27 protein-coding genes and 1 tRNA gene are annotated in these 26,479 nt (G+C 69.8%); 14 read left to right on the forward strand and 14 right to left on the reverse strand.

Annotated elements, in window-relative coordinates:
• The first annotated feature begins 30 nt into the window (after nucleotides 1-30).
• Complete coding sequence (locus DVR07_RS17130) at nucleotides 31-1,368, forward strand: tRNA(Ile)(2)-agmatinylcytidine synthase (protein WP_115798537.1); 1,338 nt, start codon at nucleotides 31-33, stop codon at nucleotides 1,366-1,368.
• Nucleotide 1,369: 1 nt separating this feature from the next.
• Here the strand turns inward: DVR07_RS17130 and DVR07_RS17135 are convergent, their stop codons facing one another.
• From DVR07_RS17135 to DVR07_RS17150, 4 genes are all read right to left on the reverse strand, one after another.
• Nucleotides 1,370-1,894, reverse strand: a complete 525-nt coding sequence (locus DVR07_RS17135; RefSeq protein WP_115798538.1) for an NUDIX domain-containing protein — start codon at nucleotides 1,892-1,894, stop codon at nucleotides 1,370-1,372.
• A 64-nt stretch (nucleotides 1,895-1,958) separates the two neighbouring features.
• Nucleotides 1,959-2,483, reverse strand: coding sequence for an NUDIX hydrolase (locus tag DVR07_RS17140; protein WP_115798539.1), 525 nt, complete (start codon nucleotides 2,481-2,483; stop codon nucleotides 1,959-1,961).
• Entirely contained in the window at nucleotides 2,480-3,607 is a 1,128-nt protein-coding gene (locus tag DVR07_RS17145; RefSeq protein WP_115798540.1) for a pyridoxal-phosphate dependent enzyme, read from the reverse strand. Before DVR07_RS17145 ends, DVR07_RS17140 begins: the two co-directional genes overlap by 4 nt.
• 58 nt (nucleotides 3,608-3,665) lie before the next feature.
• Nucleotides 3,666-4,622 carry a succinylglutamate desuccinylase/aspartoacylase family protein gene (locus DVR07_RS17150; RefSeq protein WP_115798541.1) on the reverse strand — a complete coding sequence of 319 codons (957 nt, stop codon included), beginning with the start codon at nucleotides 4,620-4,622 and terminating at the stop codon, nucleotides 3,666-3,668.
• Nucleotides 4,623-4,809: 187 nt separating this feature from the next.
• On the opposite strand from DVR07_RS17150, the gene DVR07_RS17155 reads away from it, so the two are divergent.
• Nucleotides 4,810-6,129 (forward strand): MFS transporter, encoded by a 1,320-nt coding sequence (locus DVR07_RS17155; protein ID WP_115798542.1) that lies wholly within the window; start codon nucleotides 4,810-4,812, stop codon nucleotides 6,127-6,129.
• 17 nt (nucleotides 6,130-6,146) lie between these two features.
• On the opposite strand, the gene DVR07_RS17160 is transcribed toward DVR07_RS17155, so the two are convergent.
• Entirely contained in the window at nucleotides 6,147-7,187 is a 1,041-nt protein-coding gene (locus DVR07_RS17160) for an NAD(P)H-dependent flavin oxidoreductase (protein WP_115798543.1), read from the reverse strand.
• Nucleotides 7,188-7,343: 156 nt separating this feature from the next.
• Here DVR07_RS17160 and DVR07_RS17165 point away from each other — a divergent pair, with 156 nt between their 5' ends.
• From DVR07_RS17165 to DVR07_RS17175, 3 genes are all read left to right on the forward strand, one after another.
• Complete coding sequence (locus DVR07_RS17165; RefSeq protein ID WP_115798544.1) at nucleotides 7,344-8,357, forward strand: NAD-dependent epimerase/dehydratase family protein; 1,014 nt, start codon at nucleotides 7,344-7,346, stop codon at nucleotides 8,355-8,357.
• An 80-nt stretch (nucleotides 8,358-8,437) separates the two neighbouring features.
• On the forward strand, nucleotides 8,438-8,704 hold the full coding sequence (locus DVR07_RS17170) for a DUF7536 family protein (RefSeq protein WP_115798545.1): 267 nt from the start codon (nucleotides 8,438-8,440) through the stop codon (nucleotides 8,702-8,704).
• A 93-nt stretch (nucleotides 8,705-8,797) separates the two neighbouring features.
• Nucleotides 8,798-9,136, forward strand: a complete 339-nt coding sequence (locus DVR07_RS17175) for a DMT family transporter (protein WP_115798546.1) — start codon at nucleotides 8,798-8,800, stop codon at nucleotides 9,134-9,136.
• A 2-nt stretch (nucleotides 9,137-9,138) separates the two neighbouring features.
• On the opposite strand, the gene DVR07_RS17180 is transcribed toward DVR07_RS17175, so the two are convergent.
• The gene (locus DVR07_RS17180) at nucleotides 9,139-10,368 is read right to left on the reverse strand and encodes a potassium channel family protein (protein ID WP_115798547.1); all 1,230 of its coding nucleotides are present in this window, start codon (nucleotides 10,366-10,368) and stop codon (nucleotides 9,139-9,141) included.
• Between the two features lie 115 nt (nucleotides 10,369-10,483).
• Between DVR07_RS17180 and citZ the strand changes: the two genes are divergently transcribed.
• A complete protein-coding gene (citZ, locus tag DVR07_RS17185) occupies nucleotides 10,484-11,623 on the forward strand; it encodes a citrate synthase (protein ID WP_115798548.1) in 1,140 nt (379 codons plus the stop codon).
• Between the two features lie 258 nt (nucleotides 11,624-11,881).
• On the opposite strand, the gene DVR07_RS17190 is transcribed toward citZ, so the two are convergent.
• Nucleotides 11,882-13,099: an outer membrane protein assembly factor BamB family protein gene (locus DVR07_RS17190; RefSeq protein ID WP_162829616.1), complete on the reverse strand. Its 1,218-nt coding sequence runs from the start codon at nucleotides 13,097-13,099 to the stop codon at nucleotides 11,882-11,884.
• Between the two features lie 131 nt (nucleotides 13,100-13,230).
• Entirely contained in the window at nucleotides 13,231-13,560 is a 330-nt protein-coding gene (locus DVR07_RS17195) for a hypothetical protein (RefSeq protein ID WP_115798550.1), read from the reverse strand.
• Between the two features lie 159 nt (nucleotides 13,561-13,719).
• Between DVR07_RS17195 and DVR07_RS17200 the strand changes: the two genes are divergently transcribed.
• From DVR07_RS17200 to DVR07_RS17225, 6 genes are all read left to right on the forward strand, one after another.
• Nucleotides 13,720-14,172, forward strand: coding sequence for a gamma-glutamylcyclotransferase family protein (locus tag DVR07_RS17200; RefSeq protein ID WP_115798551.1), 453 nt, complete (start codon nucleotides 13,720-13,722; stop codon nucleotides 14,170-14,172).
• A 289-nt stretch (nucleotides 14,173-14,461) separates the two neighbouring features.
• On the forward strand, nucleotides 14,462-15,673 hold the full coding sequence (gene ilvA / locus DVR07_RS17205) for a threonine ammonia-lyase (RefSeq protein ID WP_115798552.1): 1,212 nt from the start codon (nucleotides 14,462-14,464) through the stop codon (nucleotides 15,671-15,673).
• Nucleotides 15,674-15,772: 99 nt separating this feature from the next.
• A complete protein-coding gene (locus DVR07_RS17210; RefSeq protein ID WP_115798553.1) occupies nucleotides 15,773-16,153 on the forward strand; it encodes a Rid family detoxifying hydrolase in 381 nt (126 codons plus the stop codon).
• Between the two features lie 107 nt (nucleotides 16,154-16,260).
• Nucleotides 16,261-16,473, forward strand: a complete 213-nt coding sequence (locus DVR07_RS17215) for a hypothetical protein (protein ID WP_193570240.1) — start codon at nucleotides 16,261-16,263, stop codon at nucleotides 16,471-16,473.
• A 43-nt stretch (nucleotides 16,474-16,516) separates the two neighbouring features.
• A tRNA-Ser gene (locus DVR07_RS17220) sits at nucleotides 16,517-16,598 on the forward strand.
• 385 nt (nucleotides 16,599-16,983) lie between these two features.
• Nucleotides 16,984-17,262: a hypothetical protein gene (locus tag DVR07_RS17225; RefSeq protein ID WP_115798554.1), complete on the forward strand. Its 279-nt coding sequence runs from the start codon at nucleotides 16,984-16,986 to the stop codon at nucleotides 17,260-17,262.
• A gap of 266 nt (nucleotides 17,263-17,528) precedes the next feature.
• Here DVR07_RS17225 and pstA read toward each other — a convergent pair whose 3' ends face one another.
• The 3 genes from pstA to DVR07_RS17240 all read right to left on the reverse strand — a co-directional run bounded on the left by pstA (nucleotide 17,529) and on the right by DVR07_RS17240 (nucleotide 21,655).
• The gene (pstA, locus tag DVR07_RS17230) at nucleotides 17,529-19,214 is read right to left on the reverse strand and encodes a phosphate ABC transporter permease PstA (RefSeq protein WP_115798555.1); all 1,686 of its coding nucleotides are present in this window, start codon (nucleotides 19,212-19,214) and stop codon (nucleotides 17,529-17,531) included.
• Nucleotides 19,214-20,344 (reverse strand): phosphate ABC transporter permease subunit PstC, encoded by a 1,131-nt coding sequence (gene pstC, locus DVR07_RS17235; protein ID WP_115798556.1) that lies wholly within the window; start codon nucleotides 20,342-20,344, stop codon nucleotides 19,214-19,216. The genes pstA and pstC overlap by 1 nt, the downstream gene beginning before the upstream one ends.
• Before the next feature lie 108 nt (nucleotides 20,345-20,452).
• On the reverse strand, nucleotides 20,453-21,655 hold the full coding sequence (locus DVR07_RS17240) for a substrate-binding domain-containing protein (RefSeq protein ID WP_115798557.1): 1,203 nt from the start codon (nucleotides 21,653-21,655) through the stop codon (nucleotides 20,453-20,455).
• A 439-nt stretch (nucleotides 21,656-22,094) separates the two neighbouring features.
• Here DVR07_RS17240 and thsB point away from each other — a divergent pair, with 439 nt between their 5' ends.
• Nucleotides 22,095-23,750, forward strand: coding sequence for a thermosome subunit beta (gene thsB / locus DVR07_RS17245; protein ID WP_115798558.1), 1,656 nt, complete (start codon nucleotides 22,095-22,097; stop codon nucleotides 23,748-23,750).
• Nucleotides 23,751-23,981: 231 nt separating this feature from the next.
• Complete coding sequence (locus DVR07_RS17250) at nucleotides 23,982-24,977, forward strand: ornithine cyclodeaminase family protein (protein WP_115798559.1); 996 nt, start codon at nucleotides 23,982-23,984, stop codon at nucleotides 24,975-24,977.
• A gap of 21 nt (nucleotides 24,978-24,998) precedes the next feature.
• On the opposite strand, the gene DVR07_RS17255 is transcribed toward DVR07_RS17250, so the two are convergent.
• From DVR07_RS17255 to DVR07_RS17265, 3 genes are all read right to left on the reverse strand, one after another.
• Nucleotides 24,999-25,247, reverse strand: coding sequence for a DUF7535 family protein (locus DVR07_RS17255; RefSeq protein ID WP_240147610.1), 249 nt, complete (start codon nucleotides 25,245-25,247; stop codon nucleotides 24,999-25,001).
• A gap of 184 nt (nucleotides 25,248-25,431) precedes the next feature.
• Complete coding sequence (locus tag DVR07_RS17260) at nucleotides 25,432-25,680, reverse strand: PRC-barrel domain containing protein (protein ID WP_115798560.1); 249 nt, start codon at nucleotides 25,678-25,680, stop codon at nucleotides 25,432-25,434.
• 154 nt (nucleotides 25,681-25,834) lie between these two features.
• Complete coding sequence (locus DVR07_RS17265) at nucleotides 25,835-26,443, reverse strand: OsmC family protein (protein WP_115798561.1); 609 nt, start codon at nucleotides 26,441-26,443, stop codon at nucleotides 25,835-25,837.
• Between the last annotated feature and the right edge of the window lie 36 nt (nucleotides 26,444-26,479).

Below are 26,479 nucleotides of genomic sequence, written 5' to 3' on the forward strand. Positions count from 1 at the left end.
CGTTAATCCGACACGGTCCAACCCGAGACAGTGACGGTAATCGGCGTCGACGACACCGACTCCCGCGAGCGCGGGATGTGCACGACCTACCTCGCGGCCCGCCTGGCCGAGCGCCTCCGCGACGATGGCAGCGAGGACGCGACCGACTCCGCGAGCGTCGAGCGCCTGCTGCTCGTCAGGCTCAACCCCGCGGTCGAGCACAAGACCCGCGGCAACGCCGCGCTCGCGGTCCACACCGACGCCGATCCCGACGCCGCCTTCGACATCGCCCGCGAGGAGGTCGAGGCGGTCGCCGAGACCGACGACCCCCGGACCAACCCCGGCCTGGTCGTCGCGCCGGGCGACCCCGACGACGTCCCGGACGCCGTCGCCGACTTCGCACGCGCGGCGGTCCGGGACCACCTCTCGGTCGAGACTGCAGACGAGCGCATCGCGGCCGCGGGCTACCGGAGCGCCGGATGGAAGCTGGGCCGCGGGAAGATCGGCGCGCTGGCGGCGGTCGGCGCGTGGGCGGCGTTCGAGGACCGCGACGACGCGGAGGGCGAGGACGGCGACGTCGCCCACCCCTGGACCTACGAGTGCATCTCCTACCGCGAGCCCGAACGGGTCGGCACGCCCCGCGAGGTCGACGCCGACTCGGTGTTCGCGGCCGCGGATGCGGCCTACCCCGCGGCCTGGGACACCGTCGACCGCGAGACCGGCCAGCTGGTCTGCGTCCCGCACACTCTCGGGCCCATCCTCCACGGTATCCGGGGCGACGACCCCGAGACGGTCCGGACGGTCGCCGCGGCCATCGAGAGCGAACCCGTCTCGCGCCGCGCGGTCTTCGTGACGAACCAGGGCACCGACGCCCACCTCCGCGACGGTGACCTCGCCGACGTCGAGGACGGCCGGGCCTACCGCGTCGAGGGGACCGTCGCCGAGGCGCCCGAGACCCGCCGCGGCGGCCACGTCTTCTTCCCGCTGGCGGACCCCGAATCAGACGCGGAACTCCGGTGCGCCGCCTTCGAACCGACCAAGCGCTTCCGGGACCGGGTCCGGGCGCTCCGGCCCGGCGACCGCATCGCGGCCTGCGGCGAGGTGTCGGGCGGGACCCTGAAGCTGGAGAAGTTCGCGGTGCGCGAACTGGACCGGACCGAACTCGTCACGCCCGATTGTCCCGACTGCGGCCGGTCGATGGAGAGCGCAGGCGCCGGCCAGGGTTACCGGTGTCGGGACTGCGGGACCACCGCGCCGGGGAAGGTCGAGCGCGAGGTCGACCGGGAACTGGAGATCGGCTGGTACGAGGTGCCGCCCGAGGCCAGGCGCCACATCGCCAAGCCGCTGGTCCGGGGCGGGTTCGACGCGCCGATTCACCCGGAGAAGTGACTCAGTCGAGCGCCGCCATCGCCGCCTCGACCCGGTCGCGGACGTGCGGTCGGAGGTCGTACCCGTCGTCGGCCAGTTCGTCCGCGTGGAAGAAGCGGACCGAACTGGCGTCGGTGCCGGCGGTCGGTTCGCCCGTCGACTCGGACGCCCTGACGGCGAATCCCACGTTGAGCACGTACTTCTCCCCCGTCGAGTCGAGCAGGTCCGTCCCGACGAGCGTGAGGGTCCCGGGGGCGACCGACACGCCCGCTTCCTCGCGGAGTTCGCGGACGACCCCGACACGAGGGTGCTCGTCGGCCTCGAGGTGACCGCCGGGGACCGTCCACTCGCCGGCTCCCGGCGGGGCCGCCCGGCGGACGAGCAGCGCCGAATCGTCGCGGACGACGGTCACGTCGGCTCCCGGCGTGGGGTTGTGGTACACGACGCGCTCGCAGGCGGGACAGTACCGGCGCTCGCGGTCGTCCGTCCGACGGTCCGCGAGTTCGCCGCCGCAGTACGGGCAGTAATCGGCGACCTCCTGGGTCATTTGCCGACTCATCGAAGTGTCAACTCATAGCCGTTACTGGATCGCCGAGAAGACTCCTCCCTTCCTACCCCAATCTACTCCACGCCTTCTCGAAGCGCTCGCCGTGCGGCGGGTGGAACGCCCCGCCGGTCCGGGCGAACGACTCCGGGGTGAACCACCCCACGTCGGCGACCTCCGGGCCGGCTGCCGGTTCCCCGTCGGTCCCCTCGCGTCGGACCGCGAACCCGATCGAGACGATGCGCTTGCCCTCGAACTGGTCGGCGGCGAAGGTGTCGAGCAGGAGGAGGTCGTCCGGGTCGACCCCGACGCCGGTCTCCTCGCGGAGCTCGCGGGCGGCCGCCTCCCGCGGACTCTCCTCCACTTCGAGGTGGCCGCCGGGGACCGCCCAGTCGCCGACCCCGGGTTCGACCGCGCGCTCGGTCAGCAGGACGCCCGCGTGGTCGACCACCGCGACGCCCGCGGTCGGAGCGGGGTTCCGCCAGACCACTCGCTCGCAGTCGGGACAGTACTGGCGCTCGCGCCCCTCGATTTCGCGTGCAGTGAGCTCGGTTCCGCACTGCGGGCAGTAGTTCGCGGGGTAGGTGGTCATGATTTCAGCCCGCTCCCGGTCAGCGGGACGACCACGTCGTCGCTCGGTTCGAGGATCCCGCGCTCGCGGTAGGCGGCCACCGCGGCGGGCGCGACCGCCGAGGTGGGTTCGACGTAGAAGCCCCCGCGGCGCAGGCGGTCGAGCGCCGCGTCGACCGGGTCGGCGCCGAGCGCGATGGCGTCGCCCCCGGTCTCCTCGATGGCGTCGAGGATCTGTTCCTTCCGGACGGGGTCGACGATCTGGATGCCGTCGGCGGTCGAGTTGTCGCCCTCGGTCGCCTCGCTGCCGTGGAGCGCCGCCGCGATGGGCGCGTAGCCGGCGGCCTGCGCGCCGAGTAGTTTCGGCATCTCGTCGGTCCAGCCGGCGTCCTTCAGCGCGCGGAAGCCCCGGTAGGCCCCCAGGAAGAGCGTGCCGTGACCCAGCGGCGTGACCACCGCGTTCGGAACGTCCCAGTCGCGCTGGGCCGCGACCTCGAAGGCGAAGGTCTGGGTGCCCGCGAAGAACGTGGGGTTCCAGGCGTGGCTGGCGTACCAGCCCGCCTCGTCGTCTGATTCGACCGTCTCCACGCAGGCGTCGGTCACGTCCCGGCGCGAGCCCTCGATTCTGACGGGGGTCGCGCCGACGCGTTCGATAGCCGCCAGCTTCGACGCCTTGGCGTCGGCCGGCACGTAGATGTCGGCGTCGATGCCGGCCCGGGCGGCGTACTGGGCGACGGCGGCGCCCGCGTTGCCCGAGGAGTCCTCGACGACCTTCTCGACGCCCAAATCGGCGGCTCGCGAGAGGGTCGCGGTCGCGCCGCGGTCCTTGAAACTCCCCGAGGGGAACACGTACTCCAGCTTGAACTGGACGTTCGGGCCCCAGTCGGCGGTGGAGTTCGAATCGACTTCGGCGTCGACGAGCGGCGTGAACCCCTCGCCCAGCGTGACGCGGGGCGTGACCGGCAGGAACTCCTCGAACGCCCACAGCCCCGTCCGCGTGTCCAACTCCGCGAAGTCGGGCGCGGGACCGTCGGGTAGCGGTCGGTCGGCGAACTCCAGCGGATGGCCGCAATCGCAGCGCCACGGTTCGTCCGGGCCGGCGTGGTAGGTCCGGCCGCAGTCCGGGCAGGCGAGGTCGGTCGGCATACCCATCACTGTCGGACTCAGGAACCAATAGTTGTCGAAGGGACCGCGCTATCGTCGGTCAGAACTCGTCGACGTCGGTGCCGACCGAGCAGACGTACTCGCCGGTCGCGACCTGCGGGAGCCGGCGCGAGCGCCAGAAGATGCCCCTGTCGTCGGCGGTCACCTCGGCCTTGAGCTGGCCGAACGGGTCGGTCACCTCGAAGATGACGTCGCCGACCTCCACCCGGTCGCCCAGGTCCTTCCGGAACCGGACAAGCCCGCCCGAGGGCGAGCCGTAGCGGTCGAACCCCGTGGCGCGGGTCTGGGGCCGGCGGTCGACGTCGCCGTCGAGGAAGCCGTAGTACCGCAGCACGTTGAACAGGCCGTCGACGCCGTACCGGATGCTCTCCTCGTCCCAGCCGATGCAGCCCCCGAGCTCCGGGTCGACCGTCGGGATGCCCTCGTCCGGGCCGACGCGGGCGAGCTGGCCCTCCGGACCCTTCTGGTCGAGGACGTGGCCGCAGCCGAACACCTTCGCGAGCTCCAGGCACTCCTCGTGGAGCCGGTGGCGCTGGCCGCACCGGACCCGGACCTCGTTGAGCATCCGGCTGGTCGAGCCCTGGTGGAGGTCGAGGATGAGGTCCGCCCGGGTGGCCGCCTCGAAGGTGGCGGCCGCGATGCGCTCGCTGGAGGTCCCCGACTCGTCGCCGGGGTAGGTGCGGTTCATCTTGGTGTCGTCGATGGGGTTGCGGTGCTCGGCCACCTGGAACGCGTGGTAGTTGACGATGCCGGTGACCAGCACGGTACCCGAGAGGTCCTCGGGCGAGATGCGGGGGATCGCCCGCTGGATCACGCCGAGCCCGTTGAGCTCGTCGCCGTCACTGACCGCCTGCACGTACAGCGTCGGGCCGTCCTCCGCGCCGTTGACCACCGCGACCGGCAGGCCGAAGTCGCCGCCGTCGCGCGTTTCGCCGACCTGCAACCGCCCGGTGTCCACCTCGCCGGGCGCAGCACTCGCCGTTCCGAGCGTCTTCATTACCCATAACCGACGGCTACACGCCCTTTAGCGGTTCGGTCTGACCGTCGGCGGCGTCGGACTCGCCGACGCCGAACTGCCGGTTCCTCCGGCCGGCTTCGACCTATCGAGCCGTCCCCCACCGTCCGTAGACGAACGTATCGGCATCTCCCCGGGAGTTTAGTCGGTCGGTTTCCATCCCTCTCACATGGCGACCGACCGCGAGCGCGCCGACCCCTTCGCGGCGTTCCGGCAGTTCCTCGCGCTCGAGCGGGACGTCCTCGTCCTCTCGCTGGCGATGTTCGCGTTCAGCCTCGGTTTCCAGATGACCGGCCGGTACATGGGCCGGTACCTGGGCGTCCTCGGGGCGAGCAGCCTGGTCATCGGCCTCTACGGGAGCCTGGGCAACCTCATCGGCGCGGTCTACCCGTACCCCGGCGGGGCGGTCTCGGACCGCATCGGCTCGCGGACCGCGCTGACCGCGTTCGGGCTGGCCTCGACGCTGGGCTTCCTGCTGTGGTTCCTCGCGCCCGAGTTCGACGTCCTGCCGGTGCCGGGCTGGGCGTGGATCTTCGTCGGCCTGCTGCTCGCGCAGGCCTGGAAGTCGTTCGGGCTCGGCGCGACGTTCGCCATCGTCAAGCAGAGCGTCCCGCCCGAGGAGCTGGCGACCGGGTTCGCCAGCACCGAGACGTTCCGCCGGACCGCCTTCCTGCTCGGCCCGCTCATCGCGGCCGGCCTGCTGGCGACGTACGAGTTCGAGGTCGGCTTCCGCTACGTGCTGGCGGTCGCGGCCGGGTTCGGGCTGGTGGCGACCGTCGCCCAGCACGTGTTGTACGACGCCGGCCGTGACTCGTTCGGCAAGGAGTTCGAGGGCGTCGCCCAGATTCTCGACGACCTCCGGGGAATGCCGGCGGTGCTCCGGCCCCTGCTCGTCGGCGACACCCTCGTCCGGTTCGCGAACGGGATGGTGTACGTCTTCGTCGTGCTCGTGGTGACCCAGTACCTCGAAGTGAGCGCGACCCTCCCGGTGGTGGGCTTCCTGGGTCCCGACGCCTTCTTCGGGGTCCTGCTGGCCGTGGAGATGGCGGTCGCGCTGGCGGTGATGATTCCGGTCTCGAAGCTCGCCCGCCGGGTCGGCCTCAAGCCGGTGGTCGCGCTCGGGTTCGTCGTCTACGCCGTCTTCCCGGCGCTGCTGGTCAACGTGCCCGCCGACGGCCTGACCGTCGCGGGCCTCGCGCTCTCGGAGACCGCGCTGGTCACGCTGCTGTTCGCGGTCTCGGGGCTCCGGTTCGCCGGGCTCCCGGCCCACAAGGCGCTCATCGTCGGCCCGGCCGAGAAGGACGCCGGCGGCCGGGTGGTCGGGTCGTACTACCTCGCGCGCAACGCGGTCGTCGTCCCGAGCGCGGCAGTCGGCGGCTGGATCTACGGCTTCTCGCCGCCGCTGGCGTTCGGGCTGGCGACCGCCGTCGGCCTGGTCGGGACCGGCTACTTCCTCGTCTTCGGGAAGGAGCTTCCGGCGTACCGGTGACGGTCGGCTCTCGGAATCTATTCCTCGGAGCGCTCCGCGTCTCCCTCGCGCCCACTGCTCGCCCGCGATAGCGCCGCCCGCGTCTCCGCGGCGAGTTCCGCGGTCAGGTCCTCGGCCGAGACCACTTCCTCGGCGAGGCCGGCGCTCTGGCCGGCGTACAGCGGGAGCGCCTCGACGTCGCCGGTCGTCCCGGGGAGCGCCAGCGAGTCCTCGTAGCGCTCGACCGGGTCGCCGTCGGGTCCCTCCGCGACGACCTCGCCCTCGCCCGGTCGCTCGCCGCGCGGCGGGCCGCCCGCCGCCTCCCAGTCGTCGACCGTGGCGTTCCGGAGGACGCGGTGGGGCGCGTCCGGCCACCCCTCGTCGAACAGCGTCCCGTAGTAGGTGTCGGTCTCGGCGGCGTCGACGACGCGCTCGCGGTACCGGTCGTGGACCCGCGCCTCCGCCGTCGCCAGGAACCGGGTGCCGAGCCACGCCGCGTCGGCGCCGAGCGTCAGCGCCGCGGCGACACCCCGGCCGTCGGCGATGCCGCCAGCCGACACGACCGGGACGTCGACCGCGTCGACCACGCGGGGGACCAGCGGCATGGTCGCGACCTCGCTCTCGACGTGGCCGCCGGCCTCCCAGCCCTGCGCGACGACCGCGTCCGCGCCGGCCCGGGCCGCGCCGCGGGCGGCGTCGGCGCTGCCGACCGACTGGAGGACGACCCCGCCCGCGTCGCGGACCCGCTCGACGTGCTCGTCGCCCGCGCCGAACGAGAAGGAGACGACGTCGACGCCCGCCGCGAGGCAGGCGTCGAGGTGGTCCCCGGTGGGCACCGCCTTCGCGTCGTCGTCCATCACGACGTTCACGCCGAACGCGCCGTCGGTCAGGCGCCGCGTCTCGCGGACGGTCTCGCGGGTCTCCTCCGGGCTCCGCCACGTGACCGCGAGCATCCCGAGGCCGCCGGCGTCCGCGACCGCGGCGGCGAGTTCGGGACAGGTCGCGCTCCCGACGGGGGCCTGGACTATCGGCACGTCGAGGTCGAGCAGGTCGGTGAACCGGGTGTCGAGCGGGGCCATCTCTCGGTCGGAGCTACCGCGACCGGCAGGAAAAAACGCCGGGTCTGGAATTCGGAACATCTGCGTGCCCGACCCGGCGGACTGAACGGGCGGCGGTCGGTCCCGCTCCGTCCCGGCTACGGCCATCCTTTTCCCCCGCGCGCTCCTCCTGCGTCCATGGACGTTCTTCTCATCGGCGGTACGGGGCTCATTAGCACCGGTATCGCGCGCCAGCTCGCGGACTCCGACCACGACGTCACCTGCTTCACGCGGGGCGAGACCGAGGCGCGGGTTCCCGACGCGGTCTCGTTCGTCCGCGGCGACCGGAACGACGACGCCGACCTCGCGGGCGCCCGAGGGGCCGTCGACCCCGACTGCGTCATCGACATGGTGTGTTTCACGCCCGAGCAGGCCCGGGCCGCGGTCGACGTCTTCGAGGGCATCGAGCAGTACGTCTTCTGTTCGACGGTCGACGTCTACCACCGGCCGCTCGACGCGAACCCCGCGACCGAGGAGGCCCGGCGCGACCCGCCGGTCAGCGAGTACGGCGCCAACAAGGCCGCCGCCGAGGACGCGTTCCGCGAGGCGGACGCCGACGGCGCGTTCGCCGCCACCATCATCCGGCCGTGGAGCACCTACGGCGAGGGTGGCGCGGTCCTCCACACGCTCGGGACCGGCACCTACTACGTCGACCGCATCCGGAAGGGGGAGCCGATTCTCGTCCACGGCGACGGCACCTCGCTGTGGGGGCCGTGCCACCGCGACGACGTGGCGCGGGCGTTGGTCGCGGCGGTGGGCAGCGAGGCGGCCTACGGCGAGGCCTACCACGTCACGAGCGAGGAGGTCATCACGTGGAACCAGTACCACCGCCGGGTCGCGAGCGCGCTCGACGCGCCCGACCCCGACCTCGTCCACGTCCCGACCGACCTCCTGGTCCGGGCGCTCCCCGACCGGACCGACATGCTCGAGGACCACTTCCGGTACAGCACCGTCTTCGACAACCGGAAGGCACGCCGGGACCTCGACTTCGCGTACACGGTCGGCTTCGAGGAGGGCGTCGCCCGCACGGTGGCGTGGCTCGACGAGCGCGACCGGATCGACCCGTGGGACGCGACGAACGACGACGCCGTCGTCGAGGCGTGGCGGCGCTCCGGGGACGCGTTCGTCGAGACGGTCCGCGAAAGGTCGTAGCGGTGGTCCCGCGGTCGGCGCTCGGACGCCCGACGCCGCGAACCGACGCGCCTTTCGTCCGGCCGGTCCAACGTCTGACCATGTCCGGGAACGTCCCCGAGCGACCGCGGGCCAACTTCGCGGCGGCGCTGAACGTCCGGCGGAACGCCGTCCGCGGGTTCGCGTTCAGCCTGCTGTTCACCGCGGCGGTGCTCGCGGTGTTCGTCTTCGTCCCGGGGACGCACCAACCCGCGGTGTACTACCTCGGACTGGGGTTCGTGCTGGTCACGGCGCTGGGGGCGCTGACGACGACGGTGCTGACGCTGGTGTCGGCCTACAACCTCGCCCGGGAGACAGATCTCGACTGAGTCCGCGTCGCGGCCCGCTCCGATGGGACGCTGCCGGACCGGTAAGCCTACTGAAATTGAAAATTTAATGCGTCCCGGGGGCTCGGTCAGCCCATGCGAGCGTACCTCTACCTGGCCGCGGCCATCGCCGCCGAAGTCGCGGGAACGACCGCGCTCAAGTTCTCCGACGGGTTCGAGAACCTGCTGCCGACGGCTGTCGTCCTCGTCGGCTACATCGGCTCGTTCTACCTGCTCAGTCTCGTGTTGCAGGACCTGCCCGTCGGGCTGGTGTACGCCACCTGGTCCGCGGTCGGCATCGTGGCCGCCGCCCTCGTCGGGGTCGTCCTGTTCGACGAGTCGGTCGACGCGGCCGCGCTCGCCGGGATGGCGCTCATCGTCGCCGGCGTCCTCGTCCTGAATCTCCTCTCCGAGTCGTACTCGCCGGCCCACTGAGCCTACTCCGCCGAGTACTCGTCGCCGGTCAGCTCCGCCAGCCGCTCGGCGCCCGACCGGGTCCCCTTGGCGATGAACACGTCGCCGGCCCGGAGTTCCGTGTCCGGACCGGGCTGGATGACCCAGTCGCCGCCGCGCTCGCCCCGGTCGTCGCCCGGGCGCCGGACCGCGATGACCCGCATCCCGGTCTCGGTCTTGACCTCGCGGGCGCCCAGGGTCACGCCGTCGAACTCGCTGCCCGGCGCGACCGTCAGCCGGACGATGACCTCGTCGCTCTCCTCGACCGCCTGCTCGACGACCGGGTGGGTCCCCAGCCCCCGGAGCACGCCCTCGCTGATCTCGACCGCGGCGTCGCTGATCACCTCGGTTGCGTTGGCGAGGTGGACCAGCCCCCGAAGCGAGACCGGGTCGTCGACCCGGGCGGCCGCCCGGAGGGTCCACGCCTCGAAGCGCGACTGGAGGGCGTCGACCTCGGCCTCGAGCTCGACCACCTCCTCGGCGACCGCCGCGCTGTCGAAGAGCACGCTGCCGTACGCGAGGTCGACCGCGAGCTCGCTGATGTTCTTCATCAGCACGATGGAGTCGACCGCGCGCTCGAGGTCATCGATGCCGGGCTCGGGCGGTTCGGGCGGTTCGTAGGCCTCCCCGGTGGCCTGCCGGTACACCGCCGCGATGCCCTCGTCGGGGCCCCGCAGGAGCACGGTGTCGCCGGCTTCGAGCGCGGTGTCGCGGTCGGGGTTCGTGATCCAGTCCTCCCCCCGCCGGATGGCGATGACCCGCACGCCGGTCTCGGTCTCGACGTTGGCCGCGCCGAGCGTCCGGCCAGCGAGGCCGGCGTCGGCGGCGACCCCCGCGCGGACGAGCGTCTCGACCGCCTCGGGGAGCGCGGCCCGCATCGCGTCGGGCAGGCCGATGTCCTCGAGGACGACCTTGGCGATGTCGCCGGCGGCGTCGCTTATCTTCTCGGCCGCGCCGACCACGCCGAGCACCGGCGCCAGCTGCTCGGCGTCCTCGGGGCTCCTGGCGGCCATCAGCAGGCTCATCCGGGCCCGCATCTGGAGCACGTCCATCCGGGCTTCGAGGTCGAGCACCTCGCGGGCGATGTCGTCGCTCCCGTTGAGCACGGCCGAGTACGAGAGGTCGATGAGGAGCTCGGCGGTGTCCTTCATCTCCGCCAGCACCGCCTTGACGCTGACGGGCTCGTACGTCACCTCGCCGCCCGGCCTGTCCATGGCGGAGGGTTGTGCGCCTCCGGATAAAAACGTTCGTAGCCGTTCGCCCCGACGGGCCGCTCGGAACCGAGAGGAAAGATAATGCTTTTCCGGTCCTGTCGAGAAGTATCAGGGTATGTCAGACGAGGTCAAGAAAGGGCTGGAGGGCGTCGTCGTCGCAGAATCGGGACTCAGCTTCATCAACGGCGACGAGGGACGCCTCATCTACCGCGGGTACGAGATCGAGGACCTCGCCCGGAACGCGAGCTACGAGGAGGTGCTCTACCTGCTCTGGCACGGTGAACTCCCGACGCGCGACGAGCTCGAGGCGTTCTCGGAGTCGATGGCCGCCGAGCGAGCCGTCGACGACGACGTGCTCGACACGGTCCGGAAGCTCGCCGAGGCCGACGAGGAGCCGATGGCCGCGCTCCGGACCGCGGTGTCGATGCTCTCGGCCTACGACCCCGACGACTCCGAGGCCGACCCTACCGACCGCGAGATCAACCTCCGGAAGGGCCGGCGCATCACCGCCAAGATGCCCACCATCGTCGCGGCGCTCAAGCGCTTCCGGAACGGCAACGAGGCGGTCGAGCCCCGCGAGGACCTGAGCCACGCCGCGAACTTCCTCTACATGCTCAACGACGAGGAGCCCGACGACGTGCTGGCCGAGACGTTCGACATGGCGCTGGTGCTCCACGCCGACCACGGCCTGAACGCCTCGACGTTCTCCTCGATGGTGACCTCCTCGACGCTGTCTGACCTCCACAGCGCCATCACCAGCGCCATCGGGACGCTCGCCGGCCCGCTCCACGGCGGCGCCAACCAGAACGTCATGAAGATGCTCAAGGAGCTCGACGAGAGCGGCAAGGACGCCAAGACGTGGGTCGACGACGCCCTCGACCGCGGCGACCGCATCATGGGCTTCGGCCACCGCGTCTACAACGTCAAGGACCCCCGCGCGAAGATCCTCGGCGAGAAGAGCGAGGAGCTCGGCGAGGCCGCCGGCGACACCAAGTGGTACGAGATGTCGGTCGAGATCGAGGAGTACATGCAGGACAACAAGGGGCTGGCGCCCAACGTCGACTTCTACTCGGCGTCGACCTACTACCAGATGGGCATCCCCATCGACCTCTACACCCCCATCTTCGCCATGTCGCGGTCGGGCGGCTGGATCGGCCACGTGCTCGAGCAGTACGAGGACAACCGGCTCATCCGGCCGCGGGCGAAGTACACCGGGTCGGACCACGAGGACTGGGTGCCGCTCGACGAGCGGTAGGACTGCGAGCGACCGTCCCGCTGCGGCTGTTTTTGATCAACCTTTTGCCAGCGCCGGAGCGAGCGAAGCGAGCGACGAGCGCAGCAAAAGGTTGCGGACGACCGGCTCATCCGGCCCCGGGCGAAGTACACCGGCTCGGACCACGAGGACTGGGTCCCGCTCGGCGAGCGGTAACGTAGTCCAACGTTCTCCGCTTCGGACCAGACGGCCGTGAGCACGACCGGAATCGCCGAGTCTCTGTGGCGAACACAGGCGGTGTCACTCCCCTTTCGTCGCGAACCACCGTCTCAGGGCGTAGCCGGCGGCCCCGAGGGAGGCGAGTCCCGCCGCGATGCCCACACCCAGCCTCCCAGCACCCGGTAGGCCGCCGTCCCGGTCCGTCTCGATGTCCTGCGGGCCGGTCCACCCCTCGTGGTGGCCCAGCGTTCCCAGGTTCACGCGCGAGTCCTCGCTCGCCCCCGTGACGCCCGCGTCCAGGGCGTAGACGTTGCCATCGTTGCTCCCGACGAAGATGGTCCCGTCGACCACTGTCGGCCCCGAATCGACGGGCCCGCCGGTCCCGAAGCGCCAGCGCTCGGTCCCGTCGGTCGCGTCCAGGGCGACCACGTCGCCGTCGCGGTTGCCGAGGAAGACGGTGCCGCCGGCCACCGTCGGCGACGACCCGACCGCTCCGCCGGTTTCGACGCGCCAGCGTTCGGTCCCGTCGGAAGCTATCGCGTACACGCGACCGTCCAGACTCCCAGCGTAGACGATACCGTCGGCAACTGTTGGCGACGAGACGACCATCGCGTCGGTCGCGAACCGCCAGCGTTCGGTTCCGTCGGTCGCGTCCAGGGCGTAGACGTTGCCATCGTTGCAGCCGACGAAGACGGTTCCGTCGGCGACGGTCGGGGACGAGAACACCGCGTCGCCGGTGTCGAAGCGCCAGCGTTCGCTCCCGTCGTCGGCGTCGATGGCGTACGCGGCCCCGGCGTCGGTTCCGACGAAGACGGTGCCGCCGACCACCGTCGGCGACGACCCGACCTGGTCGTCGGTCCCGAACTGCCAGCGTTCGCTCCCGTCGCTCGCGTCTATCGCGTAGACGCGACCCGACTGATTCCCGAAGTAGACGGTGTCGTCGACCACCGTCGGCGACGACCACACCGCCCCCGGGCGGCGGTCCCCCGTGGCCGCGTCGAACTGCCAGCGTTCGCTCCCGTCACTCGCTTCCAGCGCGTACACCTCGTCCCCGCCGCTCACGGCGTACGCGGTCCCGTCGACGACCGTCGGCGACGACTGCACGGCCGCCGCCCCGTCGCTCCAGCGCTCAGTCCCGTCACCAGCGGCGAGCGCGTACGTGCGGTCACCTCCGGCGAACACGATGCCGTCGACGACCGTGGGGGACGAGGGACCCCAGAGGCCGGTTTCAAAGCGCCACTGCTCCCTCCCCGGTTCCGTTGCGGTTGCACGACCGGGGAGTGCGTCGGTCGTGAACACACCAACACCGATTCTGGCCGTCGCCCGCAGTACGTCGCGGCGTTCGAGTCCCCGATCGCTCGATGGGTGCGATCCGGCCGAACTCCTAGTCGGATGTAATTCCACTGTTACTTCCCCGGATGACTTCCCGGTCACATATCGGTGACGGTCGAGTCGCCGTCGGCTGACGAACGCTCCCCTTCGGCACGCGCCCAGTACTCGGGACCGTTCCGTTGCTCTGCGAGGACGGGACTTCCCCTCTCACGCCCGCTCGACGCTCCCCGCTCGCGCATCGTGGCGGTCGCCCTCCCGGCCCAGTCGCCCCACCGGAACCCCGCGCCGACGACCAGCGTCATCCAGACGCGGTAGCCGAGGATGCCGGCGTAGGCGCCGCCGACGCCGAAGCCGAGGCGGACGCCGACCAGCCACGAGCGCCCGACCACGGACCGGACCATCTCGGTGGTGCGCGCGACGAGCGGCATCCGGGTGTCACTGCTACCCTGGTGCGATCCCGAGTGCGAGGATGCGCCGCCAGACGCGGACAGCCGACTGCGCACGGACCCTGTCGTGAAGTGTCCGTTCGGGGGCGAGAAGTCGAGTGTACCGGAACGCGAAAGCCGGTCGGCGTCCCAGGGTCGCGCATGGACGTCTTCGTCTACGGAACGCTGACCGACCCCGAGCAGATCGCCCGGGTCGTCTCGGAGTTCGAGTTCCGCGGGCCCGCTGTCCTGGAGGGCCTCCACCGCGTCGACGGCGAGTACCCCACGCTCGCGCCGGGCGGGACGGTGCCGGGGCGGGTCCTCCGGACCCCCGAGGTCGAGGCGCTCGACGCGTACGAAGGAGTCGCGACCGGACTGTACGTCCGGGTGTCGGTCCCGCTGGTCCGCGGTGAGTCGGGGGACGACTTCGCCGGCGAGTCGAACGCCAACGGTGACGAGTCGAACGCCGATACCGGCGAGCGCGAGGTCGACGTGTACGTCGGCGACCCGGACGCCCTGGGCGCCGACGTCGAGTGGCCCGCCGCGGAGCCGTTCCCCGCGGCGGTCGAGCGATTCTGTCGCGGGAACGAGGTCGTAGTTCAACCGAGGCCGTGATAACGGCCAATAGGTTTATACGATGAATTCAACGTGTGCCGCCCGTCAGACGGGCGTCTCATCACGCCGCTGTCCTGTACTTTCACTTTCACCGCGTCCACCGGGGCTTTAAGTACCACCCGTGCGACTCTCCGGATGCGCGTCACACGCTTCGCGCCCACTTCCCCTTTCCCCCTGTTCCCGCGCTGGTCAGTGCCGACGGCGTGGACGCCGTGGGTCGGACGCCGACCGCCGCGCCGGGAGCAACAGTTGAAAAAGGGTTAAAGAGACACCGGGATTAGGGTGCGGTATGATAGACCTCTCGGACGTTCTCGACGCCCGCGTCCGCGTCGAGGAGACCGCCCGGCGGACGCCCCTCGACTACTCGCACACCTTCTCGGACATGACCGGGGCGGAGGTCCACCTCAAACTGGAGACGTTCCAGCGCACGGGGTCGTTCAAGATCCGCGGGGCGACCAACCGCATCGCGACCCTCTCGGACGACGAGCGGGCCGCGGGCGTCGTCACCGCGAGCGCGGGCAACCACGCCCAGGGCGTCGCGCTGGCGGCGACCCGGAGCGGCGTCGACTCGAAGATCGTGATGCCCGAGAACGCGCCCATCTCGAAGATCGAGGCGACCCGGAGCTACGGCGCGACGGTCGTGCTCCACGGCGACGACTACGACGAGGCCCAGGCGAAGGCCCACGAGATAGAGCGCGAGGAGGGCCGGACCTACGTCCACGCCTTCGACGACGAACTGGTGATGGCCGGCCAGGGCACCATCGGCCTCGAGATCATCGAGGACCTGCCGGAGATCGACGCAGTCGTCGTCCCCATCGGCGGCGGCGGGCTCATCTCCGGCATCGCGACCGCCATCAAGAAGCAGAAGCCCGAGGCCCGCGTCGTGGGCGTCCAGGCCGAGGGCGCCTCCAGCGCGGCCCAGTCGCTCCGGAAAGGGGAGGTCCACACCCTCGACGCGGTCGACACCATCGCGGACGGCATCGCCACCCGGAGCGTCGGCGAGAAGCCGTTCGAGGTCATCGAGGAGCGGGTCGACGAGGTCGTGACGGTCTCGGACTCGGAGATCGCGGTCGCGGTCACCCACCTGCTCGAGCGGGCGAAGACGCTCGTGGAGGGCGCGGGCGCGGTGCCGCTGGCCGCCATGCTGTCGGGGGCCATCGAGTACGAGGACGACGAGGTGGTCGTCCCGGTGCTGTCGGGCGGCAACATCGACATGAACACGCTCACGACCGTCATCATGCGGGGGCTGGTCGAGACCGGCCGGTACGTCAAGGTCCGGACCGTGCTCAAGGACCGGCCGGGCGCGCTCGACGACCTCATCGACATCATCTCGGCCCAGCGCGCGAACATCTACGGCATCCAGCACGACCGGACCTCCCGGGACATCGCGATGAACGCCGCGGAGGTCGAACTCGACCTCGAGACCCGGGGCCAGGACCACGTCGAGGAGCTGCTGGCCGCGCTGCGCGAGGAGGGGTTCGACGTCGAGGTGCTGGCGTAGACGGAACGTCGGGGGACGCCGCGAGCCGGGGCTGCCCGGGGTGTCGGCGCGGAGCGCAGGGTTGCCCAGGTTTAAGTTCCGGGGCGCGAACAAAGCGATATGAAGCGCATCATCAGCACCCAGGACGCGCCGGAGGCGGTCGGCGCGTACAGCCAGGCGACGACCAACGGCGACGTGGTGTTCACGGCGGGCCAGATTCCGATGACGCCCGACGGCGACCTGCTCGACGACGAGGAGATCGCGGTCCAGACCCGCCAGAGCCTCGAGAACGTCAAGGCCATCCTCGAGGAGGAGGGCCTGACGATGCAGGACGTGCTGAAGGTCACCGTCTTCCTCGACGACATCGACAACTTCGACGAGATGAACGACGCCTACCGGGAGTACTTCCAGGACAACCCGCCGGCCCGGAGCGCGGTCGAGGCCGGCAGTCTCCCGAAGGGTGTCGGCGTCGAGATCGAGGCCATCGCCGCGAACGATTGATACTGTCGGCTGTAAGTACGTAAGAATCCCAACTATGCTCGTTTCACGGACTTGTACGGCATTTCTGGGTAACCCTCGAGTCGTCGAATTACAGCCGACAGTATGACATGACGCTGGAGCTTGGCCCGATCCGCCCGCGCGCGAAGGCCAGCGTCCTCTGGGGCGTCGTCGGTCTCCTCGCCTTCCTGGTCGCGCTCCAGGGGTACGAACTGGCGACGGGGTACCGCTACCCGGTCGCGGTCAAGGCCGGCGTCGCGCTGGCGGTCGGCGTGGGCGCGACCGGCCTCTCCTACGCGCTGGAGGGTCGGCTGTTCACGTAGAAAGGAAGATTTAAACGCGGGACGGGACTACGAATCACCGCGGGCCGGGATGGCCGAATGGCAAAGCGCACGCCTGGAAAGCGTGTCCCCTTACGGGGTTCTGGGTTCAAATCCCAGTCCCGGCGCTTCTCTGCGAACATCACGGCGAGCAGCCCGTCTGCTCGCCAACTCCGTGAGCGGAAATCGCCACAGAGCTGGATTTGAACCCCTGCCAGTCACAGCCCGCGGAACGAGCGAAGCGAGTGAGCAGGACTGTCTGGCTCCGGTTCAATTCCCAGTCCCAACGTACCCTCCTGTGAACGACGCTGCGAGCGCCTCGTCTGTTCGAGCGCCTCGTGCATTCGATTCACGTCCGGTCGACGAGAACCGATCTCGCTGCGACGCTCGCCGGTCGATCCGGACGCGACCGATATCATAAGAACATCTACACAAATGGGGTTCGGTAAACTCCGCTACAGAAACGTAATTCAGATTATGTTTATGGCCGCGGCGGTCGTCCGTTCAACCGTGATGAGACGCCTACCGCACTACGACCCGCCCCGGCACCGCGACCCGGCGTACACCGGCAGTATCGGCCCCACGCTCGTGGCGTGGGCAGTGCTGGCGCTTGCGACGGTCGCGGCGGTGGTGGCCGTTCACTACCCCATCGCCGCCGCGGGAACAACCGCGCTCGCCGTCCCGACCTGGCTGACCGCTCGGACCCTCCGCCGCGTCCACCGGACTCGCCGGCGGACCGGCCGCACGAGCACGGTCTGCGTTCCGAAGATCGGCCTCTGCGTCGAGGTCTGATTTCCGCTGGCGGTCGCGGCCCTCCGCTCTTCTTTAAGTTGTTCTGGCGATAACGGAAAGATACGAGGAGTTCTCCCCGAACGCCGACTCCGTCGAGCCGTCGCTTCCCGTCTCGTTCCCCATCAGTCCGCCCGCAACCCCATTTGAGCGCCCGCTCCGCGATTCGGCCGCCGGTTCGCTCGCAGGGGACCGCTCGGACCCCGCGCCTGCGGGCGAGGCGTCTGTACGACTGCCTTGGGGTGACGTGGAATCGGGTGTCGTCTCTGTCATCGGTAGAGTTTCCTCCGGAAGTAGTATCGCGTGGCGATGCCGACCGCGTAGAACGACAGCACGACCGCGAGCAGGACCAGCACGAGCCCCCACGCGAAGTTGTCCGGGTTGTCGAGCGGACCGGCGACGCCCGCGGTGACGAGCGCGTACACCTGGTAGGGGAGCGCGCTGGTCGCCTGCAGGAGCTCGGGGTTCGTGACGAACGGCGGCGACGCGGTGAACTGGAAGCCGCCGACGACGTCCACCGTCTGGGTTCCGGGGAGGAACGTCCCGCCCGCCATCGTCAGCAGGATAGGGGCGGTCTCGCCCGCGACCCGGCCGACCCCCAGGATGACGCCAGTGACGACCCCCGGGAGCGCGGCCGGCAGGACCACGCTCCGAATCGTCTGCCACTTCGTGACCCCGAGCGCGGCGCTGGCGTCGCGGTACTCGTCGGGCACCGCGAGCATCGCCTCCCGCCCGGTGATGACGACCAGCGGGAGCAGCATGAACCCGAGCGTGAGCATCCCCGACAGCAGCGACTTCTGGCCGCCGAACCGCGGCACGAGGAACGCGTAGCCGAACAGCCCGTAGACGATGCTGGGCGTGCTCCACAGCCCGTTGGTCGCGATCTCGACGACCTCGGTGAACCGGCCCTCGTCGGCGTACTCGCTCAGGAAGACCGCCGCGCCGACGCCAAGCGGGACCGCGAACAGCACCGCGCCCACCACCAGCCACACCGTGCCGGCGATGGCGGGCAGGACGCCGTCGACCTCGGCCAGCAGCGAGACGCCGTTCATGAGGAACGGCCACGACACCGGCCAGACGACGGTGTAGCTGACGCCGAACAGGGCGATGGTCGTCGACGGGCCGGCGCCGGCCTCGGCCGCGATTCCCTGGACGAGACCGGGGAACCCCTTGGCGACGACGAACGCCACCAGCCCGAACAGGACCGCGACGATGGCTCCGGCGTTGAGGTAGAGGAGGACGTGCGCGCCGACGTGCCGGCCGCGCGCCCCGAAGCCGCCGTAGGCCTTCGCGGCCGACCACCCGGTGACCAGCGAACAGAACATCACCGCGGTCGGGACGACGAACCGGGGGAAGAACGTCGCGCGGAGCCCGCCGGGCGCCCACGACCACTGCTGGCCGATGGTGCCGGTGACGAAGACGAGCCCGGCGAACAGCGCCAGCGCGCCCGCCGGCAGCGTCGACCCGACGTCCTCGCGGGGGACGACCGTCGCGGCGAACGCGATCACGGCCGCCGCGAGCGCGGCGACCAGCCACCCGCCGAGCCCGAGCCCGAACGTCTGCGACCCGACGAGTCCGCCGACGACGAACCAGACGGCCGCGAACGCGGTGGCCGCGACCAGGCCGGCGTCCGCCTGCGGTTCGGCCGGGAGGACTTCGAGGCGCGACCCGACGCCGAAGCCGACGACGGTCGCACCGAGGACAGCGAGCAGCGCGCCGAGCGCGGTCACCACGGGGACGCCGGCGACCGCGTCGGTCATCGCGACCAGCTCGAAGTGGGCGGCGAGCGCGAGCGCGAACAGCAGCGCCGAGAGCCCGACCGTCCCGGCCGCGAGCAGTTCGGGGAGCGAGGTGCCCTCGCGGACGAGCGCGTCCCGCTCGGCGGCGGTGCCGCGGTCGTCGCCGGAGTCTCGGCCCGCGCCGGCGTCCCGCTCCGCGCCGGTGACGCCGCCCATCACCGGTCACCTCCGAGCTTCTGCTTCATGCGCTTCTCAATGAGCCGGGAGCCGACGCTCAGGAACAGGACGGTCACGAACAGCACCACGCCGGCCGCGAACAGCGCGTTCATCTGGAGCCCGTGGGAGCTGCCGTACCGGGCCGCGATGAGGCTGGTGAGCGTCTCGTACCCGTAGAACACGTTGTAGACGGGGTCCGGGAGCGCGGGACTGTTCCGGAGCATCACGGTCGCGGCCATGGTCTCGCCGATGGCCCGGCCGACCCCGAGCAGCACCGCGGCCGACACGCCCGAGAACGCCGCCGGCAGCGTGATAGTCGACATCGTCTGCCAGTCGGTCGTACCGAGCGCGAGCGACCCGCTCTTCATCGACTCGGGCACGCTGTTGAGCGCGTCCTCGGCGACCGACACCACCGTCGGTAACGCCATCAGGCCGACGACGACGCCGACGAACAGGTAGGTCCCCTGTCCGACCAGCTCGAACTGGTCGCTGGCCCACGGGCTGAGGATGGTGAAGCCGATGAACCCGTAGACGATGGAGGGAATCCCCGCCAGGATCTCGACGCCGGGCTTGACGAGCTCCCGGACCGCGGGCGGCGCGACCTCGCCGATGAACAGCGCGGCCGCGACCCCGAGCGGCCCGGCGACCAGCGTCGCGATGACGGTCACCACGACCGTCCCGTGGATCATCGGGACGAGCGAGAACCGCTTTGCGGTCACGGGGTCCCAGTTCGTCTCGGTGAACAGCCGCAGCCCCGGGACCGACACGCCGACCACCTCCGCGGAGGCGTACTCGAACGCCGGCCACGCCTCCAGGAAGATGAACACCGTGATGAGTCCCAGTATCAGGATGGTCGAGATGGTCGTCGCCAGCGCGAGAGCGTGCGCCGTTACCGCTTGGTGGCGGACCCAGCCGTACCCGACCGCCACCAGAAACGCGAGGAACGCCACCACCGTCAGCGGTGACATCACGAGGAAGCCGACGAACGTGCCCAGCAGCGCCAGCGAGCCGATCGCGCCCGCCGCGAGCGCCTCGTTCTCGGCGTCCTCGACGAGGTCGCGGGCCTCGGTCAGCCGCCGCCGGAGCGCCCCTCGTAGTCCGGTCCAGTCAGTCTCGATCAGCGTTGCCATTTTTGTGTAATGTGATTCGGATGCGGTCGAAAACGGAACGACGAGGGCGAGGACGGCGCGAGCGATGCGGCCGGTCGCCGAGCGAACGCCCGGGGCCGGCCGGGCGCTCTACGCCTGGTCGGGGAGCTTCGCCTTCTCCTTCTCGATGTCCTTCGTCGGGAGCGGGATGTAGTTGTTCGCCTCCACGAACACCTTCTGGCCGAACGTCGTCAGGAACATGTTGATGAACGCGGCCTCGCGCTCGTCCACGCCGCTCGGGTGCTCGTCGGTCTTCTTGGTGTACATGTGGAGGTCCCGGTTGAGCGGGTAGTCGCTGTCGAAGATGGTGTGGCTCGCGTTCTTGTCGGGCTCGTAGGTCGTGCCGTCGAACTCGATGGCGATGGGCCTGACCTGCTCGCCGGTGAACGCCAGCGCCATGTACGCGATGGCGCCCTCGTTCTGCTGGACGACCGTCTTGACCTGCTGGTTCTGGCCCTTCCGGGTGTCGACGCCCGGCATCGGGGCCTCGGCGTCGCCGAGCATGTTGAGCCGGAACGCGGTGTCCGTCCCCGAGCCCTCGGCGCGGCCCACGCAGTAGATCTCCTTGTCCGGACCGCCGACCTCGCTCCAGTTGGTGATCTCGTCCTGGTAGATCTGCTTGATCTGCTCGCCCGTGAGCTTCCGGACGCCGGCGTCCCAGATGTCCTTGCTCACGACGACGGGCTGGCCGTCGCGCCCGACGACGTGGTCGACGTACTCCTCTTTGGCCTTCGAGTCGCTGATGCCGAGTTCGGCCGTGATGGGACCCGAGGAGTTGCCGATGTCGACCAGGCCGTCACGGACCGACTTGCAGCCGGTGCCGGAGTGGCTCAGGGCGACGCTGGTCGCGTACGGCGGGGTCGCCTGCTGCCCGGTCGCCTCGAAGCCGTAGAGGCCCGCGAAGTAGTCGGCGAGGCGCTCGTCGGTCTGGATCTGCTCCCAGCCGGGGACCGACCCCTCGTCGTTCGAGCCCCAGTACTCGCCGTCGTCGGCGGGCGCGTTGGAGTTCCAGTAGGAGCTCCCCTTGTTCGAGATGGGGTACACCGTCGAGGAGCCCTCTGCGGTGAGCATCGAGGTGTCCATCGCGTTGCTCTCCCGGGGCGTCTCGTCGGACCCCTCGGTGGCGTCCGTCGACCCCTCGGTCGCGTCGTCATCCGACCCGTCGGCCGTCGTCGTGTCGTTGCCCGAACCGCCGGTGCATCCGGCGAGGGCCGTGGTCGCACCTGCACCGGACGCGAGCAGGAACATCCGGCGCGATACGCTGTCAGACTGCCGTCCGTTGTCAGACGTCATCACGTAGAGAGAGCCCCAACTCGATTAAGTACCCTTATAATTGCTGAATATATCACCGCTGTCGGGTAATAGCCGACCTGACGAGGTGGTCGTGAAACACTCTCATGGGTACTCTACATAGACCACGCAGTTACGCCACTGACAATAATATAGATATACCGACAAAATTGATGACGCCAACCGACGCGGTCGCTGTGACCGCTGCACCTGCCCCTGAATACCGATCGAAATACCTGCTGGGGCCGAATACTGGTATAAACCCCTGGGCCACGCTCGACCCCTGCCGCGCCGAATCTCGGACGGCAAATCCCGGCGTATCGTCCGGTACTACGCTCGTCCGGTCCGATTTCTCGAACCCCTGCCTGACAGTTCGGCGTGTTACCAAGTAGCTTGGAAGCGAACATTTATATAGAATCACAATCATACTTTCTGGTGTACTATGAGTCAGCGAGGACAGCGGATGCAAGGCCAGCCGATGATCGTAATGTCCGAGGACTCCCAGCGAGTCAAGGACAAGGACGCCCAGGAGCACAACATCACCGCGGCCCGCGCGGTCGCCGACGCGGTCCGCTCGACGCTCGGCCCGAAAGGGATGGACAAGATGCTCGTCGACTCGATGGGCGACGTCACCATCACGAACGACGGCGTGACCATCCTGAAGGAGATGGACATCGACAACCCGACGGCCGAGATGATCATCGAGGTCGCCGAGACCCAGGAGGACGAGGCCGGCGACGGGACCACGACGGCCGTCGCGGTGACGGGTGAGCTCCTCAAGAACGCCGAGGACCTCCTCGAGCAGGACATCCACCCGACCGCCATCATCAAGGGCTTCCACCTCGCCAGCGAGAAGGCCCGCGAGGAGATCAACAACGTCGCCGAGGACGTCGACCCCGGCGACGAGGAGCTCCTCCGCAAGGTGGCCGAGACGTCGATGACCGGCAAGGGCGCCGAGCTCAACAAGGAGCGCCTGAGCGAGATTATCGTCGACGCGGTCCAGCAGGTCACCGTCGACGGCACGGTCGACCTCGAGTACGTCAAGACCGAGACCCAGACCGGCCGCTCGGCCGGCGAGTCCGAGCTCCTGAAGGGCGCGGTCATCAGCAAGGACCCGGTCCACGACAACATGCCCAAGAGCGTCGAGGACGCCGACGTCCTCCTGCTCAACGAGGCGGTCGAGATCGAGGAGACCGACGTCGACACCAGCGTCAACATCGAGAACCCCGACCAGCTCCAGAGCTTCCTCGACCAGGAGGAGCAGCAGCTCCGCGAGAAGGTCGACAAGATCGTCGAGACCGGCGCCGACGTCGTCTTCTGCCAGAAGGGCATCGACGACATGGCCCAGCACTACCTCGCCAAGGAGGGCATCCTGGCGGTCCGCCGGGTCAAGAAGAGCGACATCGGCTTCCTCAAGGAGGTCCTCGGCGCGAGCGTCGTCTCGGACCTCGACAGCGTCTCGGCCGACGACCTGGGCCACGGCGACGTGACCCGCGACGACGGCGACGAGCTGTTCTACGTCGAGGGCGATGACAGCCACGGCGTCACGCTCCTGCTCCGGGGCTCGACCGACCACGTGGTCGACGAGCTCGAGCGGGGCGTCACCGACGCGCTCGACGTGGTCGCCCAGACCGTCTCGGACGGCCGCGTCGTCGCGGGCGGCGGCGCCATCGAAGTCGAGATCGCGGGTCGGCTCCGCGACTACGCCGACTCCGTCGAGGGCCGCGAGCAGCTCGCGGTCGAAGCGTTTGCGGACTCGCTCGAACTCGTCCCGCGCGTCCTCGCCGAGAACGCCGGCCTCGACTCCATCGACACGCTCGTCGACCTGCGCTCGGCCCACGAGTCCGACGAGCAGCGCGCCGGCCTGAACGTCGAGAGCGGCGACGTCGTCGACACCCTCGACGCGGGCGTCGTCGAGCCGGCCCACGCCAAGGAGCAGGCCGTCTCCAGCGCCACCGAGGCCGCGAACCTCGTGCTCAAGATCGACGACATCATCTCCGCCGGCGACCTGTCGACCGACAAGGGCGACGACGAAGGCGGCGCCGGCGGTATGGGCGGCGGCATGGGCGGCATGGGCGGCATGGGCGGCGCAATGTGATGCAGGCCGAAGGCTAAATCACACCGCCCAACCGCACCGCGTCCACTTCGCAACCGCTCCGCACGTCCCGGTTCGCAACCGTCCGGGTGACCGACTTTCGTATTTCTTTCGGCTCCGTCCTTCCGAGTGCCGGCAGTACGGCGTCTGCCCCCGCCTGACCGCCGTGGCAAACACTGCACGATTCGGCATCGTTTTAGGTAATTTATAGTGCCGGCAGTCGAACCACTTCGTATGGACACGCTGCTGCTCAACCGGGACGCCGTCGACGAGAACACCCAGATGCCGGAGGTCATTCGGGCGGTCGAGGACGCGTTCGCCGCGTACGCCCGCGGGGACGCCCAGATGCCCGCCAAGTCCTACATCGACCTGCCCCAGTACAACGGCGACTTCCGGTCGATGCCCGCGTACCTGGAGGCCGAGGACTGGGACGCCGCCGGCATCAAGTGGGTCAACGTCCACCCCGACAACCCCGACGAGTTCGACCTGCCGACCGTGATGGGCACGATGGTCTACTCCGACCCCGAGACCGCGTTCCCGCTGGCCATCATGGACGGCACCGAGCTCACGATGAAGCGGACCGGCGCGGCCGCCGCGGTCGCCACCGACCACCTCGCGGTCGAGGACGCCACCTCGATGGGTATCGTCGGCGCGGGCGTCCAGTCGTACACGCAACTGGAGGCCATCGCCCAAATCCGCCCCATCGAGACTGTCGTCGTCAGCGACCCCGACGAGGAGGCGGTCGCGGACTTCATCGACTACTTCGAGGGGGCGTTCGACGTCCGGGCCGGCTCCATCGAGGAGGCCGCGCAGTGCGACGTGCTTTCGACCGTGACGCCGGTCGAGGACCCCATCGTCTCCCGGGAGGCCATCGGCGAGCGCACCCACGTCAACGCGATGGGCGCCGACGCCGAGGGCAAGCACGAGCTCGCCGACGAGATTCTGTTCGACGCCAAACTCGTCATCGACGACCACGCCCAGACCACCCACTCGGGCGAGATCAACGTCCCGTACCGCGAGGGCGTCCTGACCGACGACGACATCTACGGCGAACTCGGTGACATCGTGGTCGGCGATCAGGACGGCCGGACCCCCGAGGACGGCATCACGGTGTTCGACTCGACCGGCCTCGCCATCCAGGACGTGGCCGCGGCTCACGTCGTCTACGAGCACGCCGACGACAACGACAACGGCTACCCCTTCGACCTCATCGGCACCGAGACCCAGTAGCCCGAGACACAGTGGCGGACGTCAGGGGACCCGGTCGGTCGGCGCCTTCCGGGCGAAGTAGCCAGTTACCTTCGAGACCAGCCACACGATGACGATGAACGGCAGGAGCGGCACCAGCAGCACCAGCAGCCCCAGCCCGTACGCGATGCCGATGGTGGTCATCTCGGCGTCGGGCCGCCCGCGGTAGCCCGGGGTCACCGTCCGCACGACCTTCTTCATCGGTTCGGGTACGACGCTCTCGCTCCCTCCGTCTGCATCCCCCTCGCTCATGGCGCGAACTATCGACGACGGGAGGGATAAGCGTTTGCGGCCGGACGACCCGACCGGGGTTCGTTTCGAGTGGAACCGACGTGAAACAGCGGAAACGGCGGTGTCTGACGCGCGTCGGACGCGCCCCGAGCGAGTACGGCTGCGTCGGACGGTTGCCGTCGCCTGCCGAGGCAGTATTTCGCGGTTACTGCGGGGACAGGTCCTCGCGGATGCGGATCTGGCTGTTCTGGACCGCGGTGACGGCCTCCTCGTCGATGGCGTGGCGGTCGTCGCCCTCCGACCAGCCGAGCGCGTCGCGCAGGTCCTCGGGGAGGTGGTCCCAGTCGGGGTCCACGTAGGCGGTCCCACCGCGGACGTCCGTGACGGTGCCGATGCGGTCGGTGTCGTTCACGACTGTCTTGCCGCGGTCGTCGTCCGAGAGTTCCCCGGTCATGACGGTGACAGTACACGAGTTACGGGGAAAACCTCGGTGGCTCACCGTCGCCCTCTGACGTTTCGACCGGTGCACGGTCGGGTGACGCCGAATTCGGAGCCCCGGCCCGGCCGCGTCGACTCGACTGGCGAGGAAATCGGAGTCCGATGGTCGATTACGCGGTCCTCGACTCGTCGTTCATCCGCATCTCGGGCGTCATCTCGTGGGCCCGCGACACGAGGTTGAACACCGGGGAGCGGGCCACGCCCTCCCGGAGGATCGCGGCGTCCTCGTCCGTGAGGTCGGGACCGCCGACCTCGACGTCGATGGTGATGTCGTCGTAGGTCTCGTCGCCGTGCTCGACGTCCCGGATGCCGAAGAACACCCGCGGGTCGAGGTCGGCCGAGACCCTCGTCTCGAGGTGGTCGAGGTCGATGCCGTTCTCCAGCGCGACCACGTCGAGCGTGGCGTTGATGCACCCGGTGAGCGCCGCCAGCGCGACCTCCACCGGCTCCGGTCGGTCGGCGGGGTCGACGAACCCCGCGTCGGCCTCGACCTCCTTGAATCCGCCGAGCTGGAGGCTGTAGTCGCGCGTCTCGCGGCGGACGTCCTCGCCGCCGTAGCTGTAGCCGCCGAGCTTCGCCAGCGTGTGCATCGGGCGGCCCTCGGCGAATCCCGTGGCGCCGAGTCCGAGCATCGCGTCCTCCGGGTTGGCGGTCGCGTGCTCGATGAACTTCGCGTACTGTTCGAGGTCTACTCCGTGCTCTGTGGACTTCTGTGCCATGGAAGACGGTACGCCGGACGTATCTATAACTATTTT

The sequence above is a fragment of the Halorussus rarus genome, assembly GCF_003369835.1.
In the GTDB taxonomy this organism is placed as follows: domain Archaea; phylum Halobacteriota; class Halobacteria; order Halobacteriales; family Haladaptataceae; genus Halorussus; species Halorussus rarus.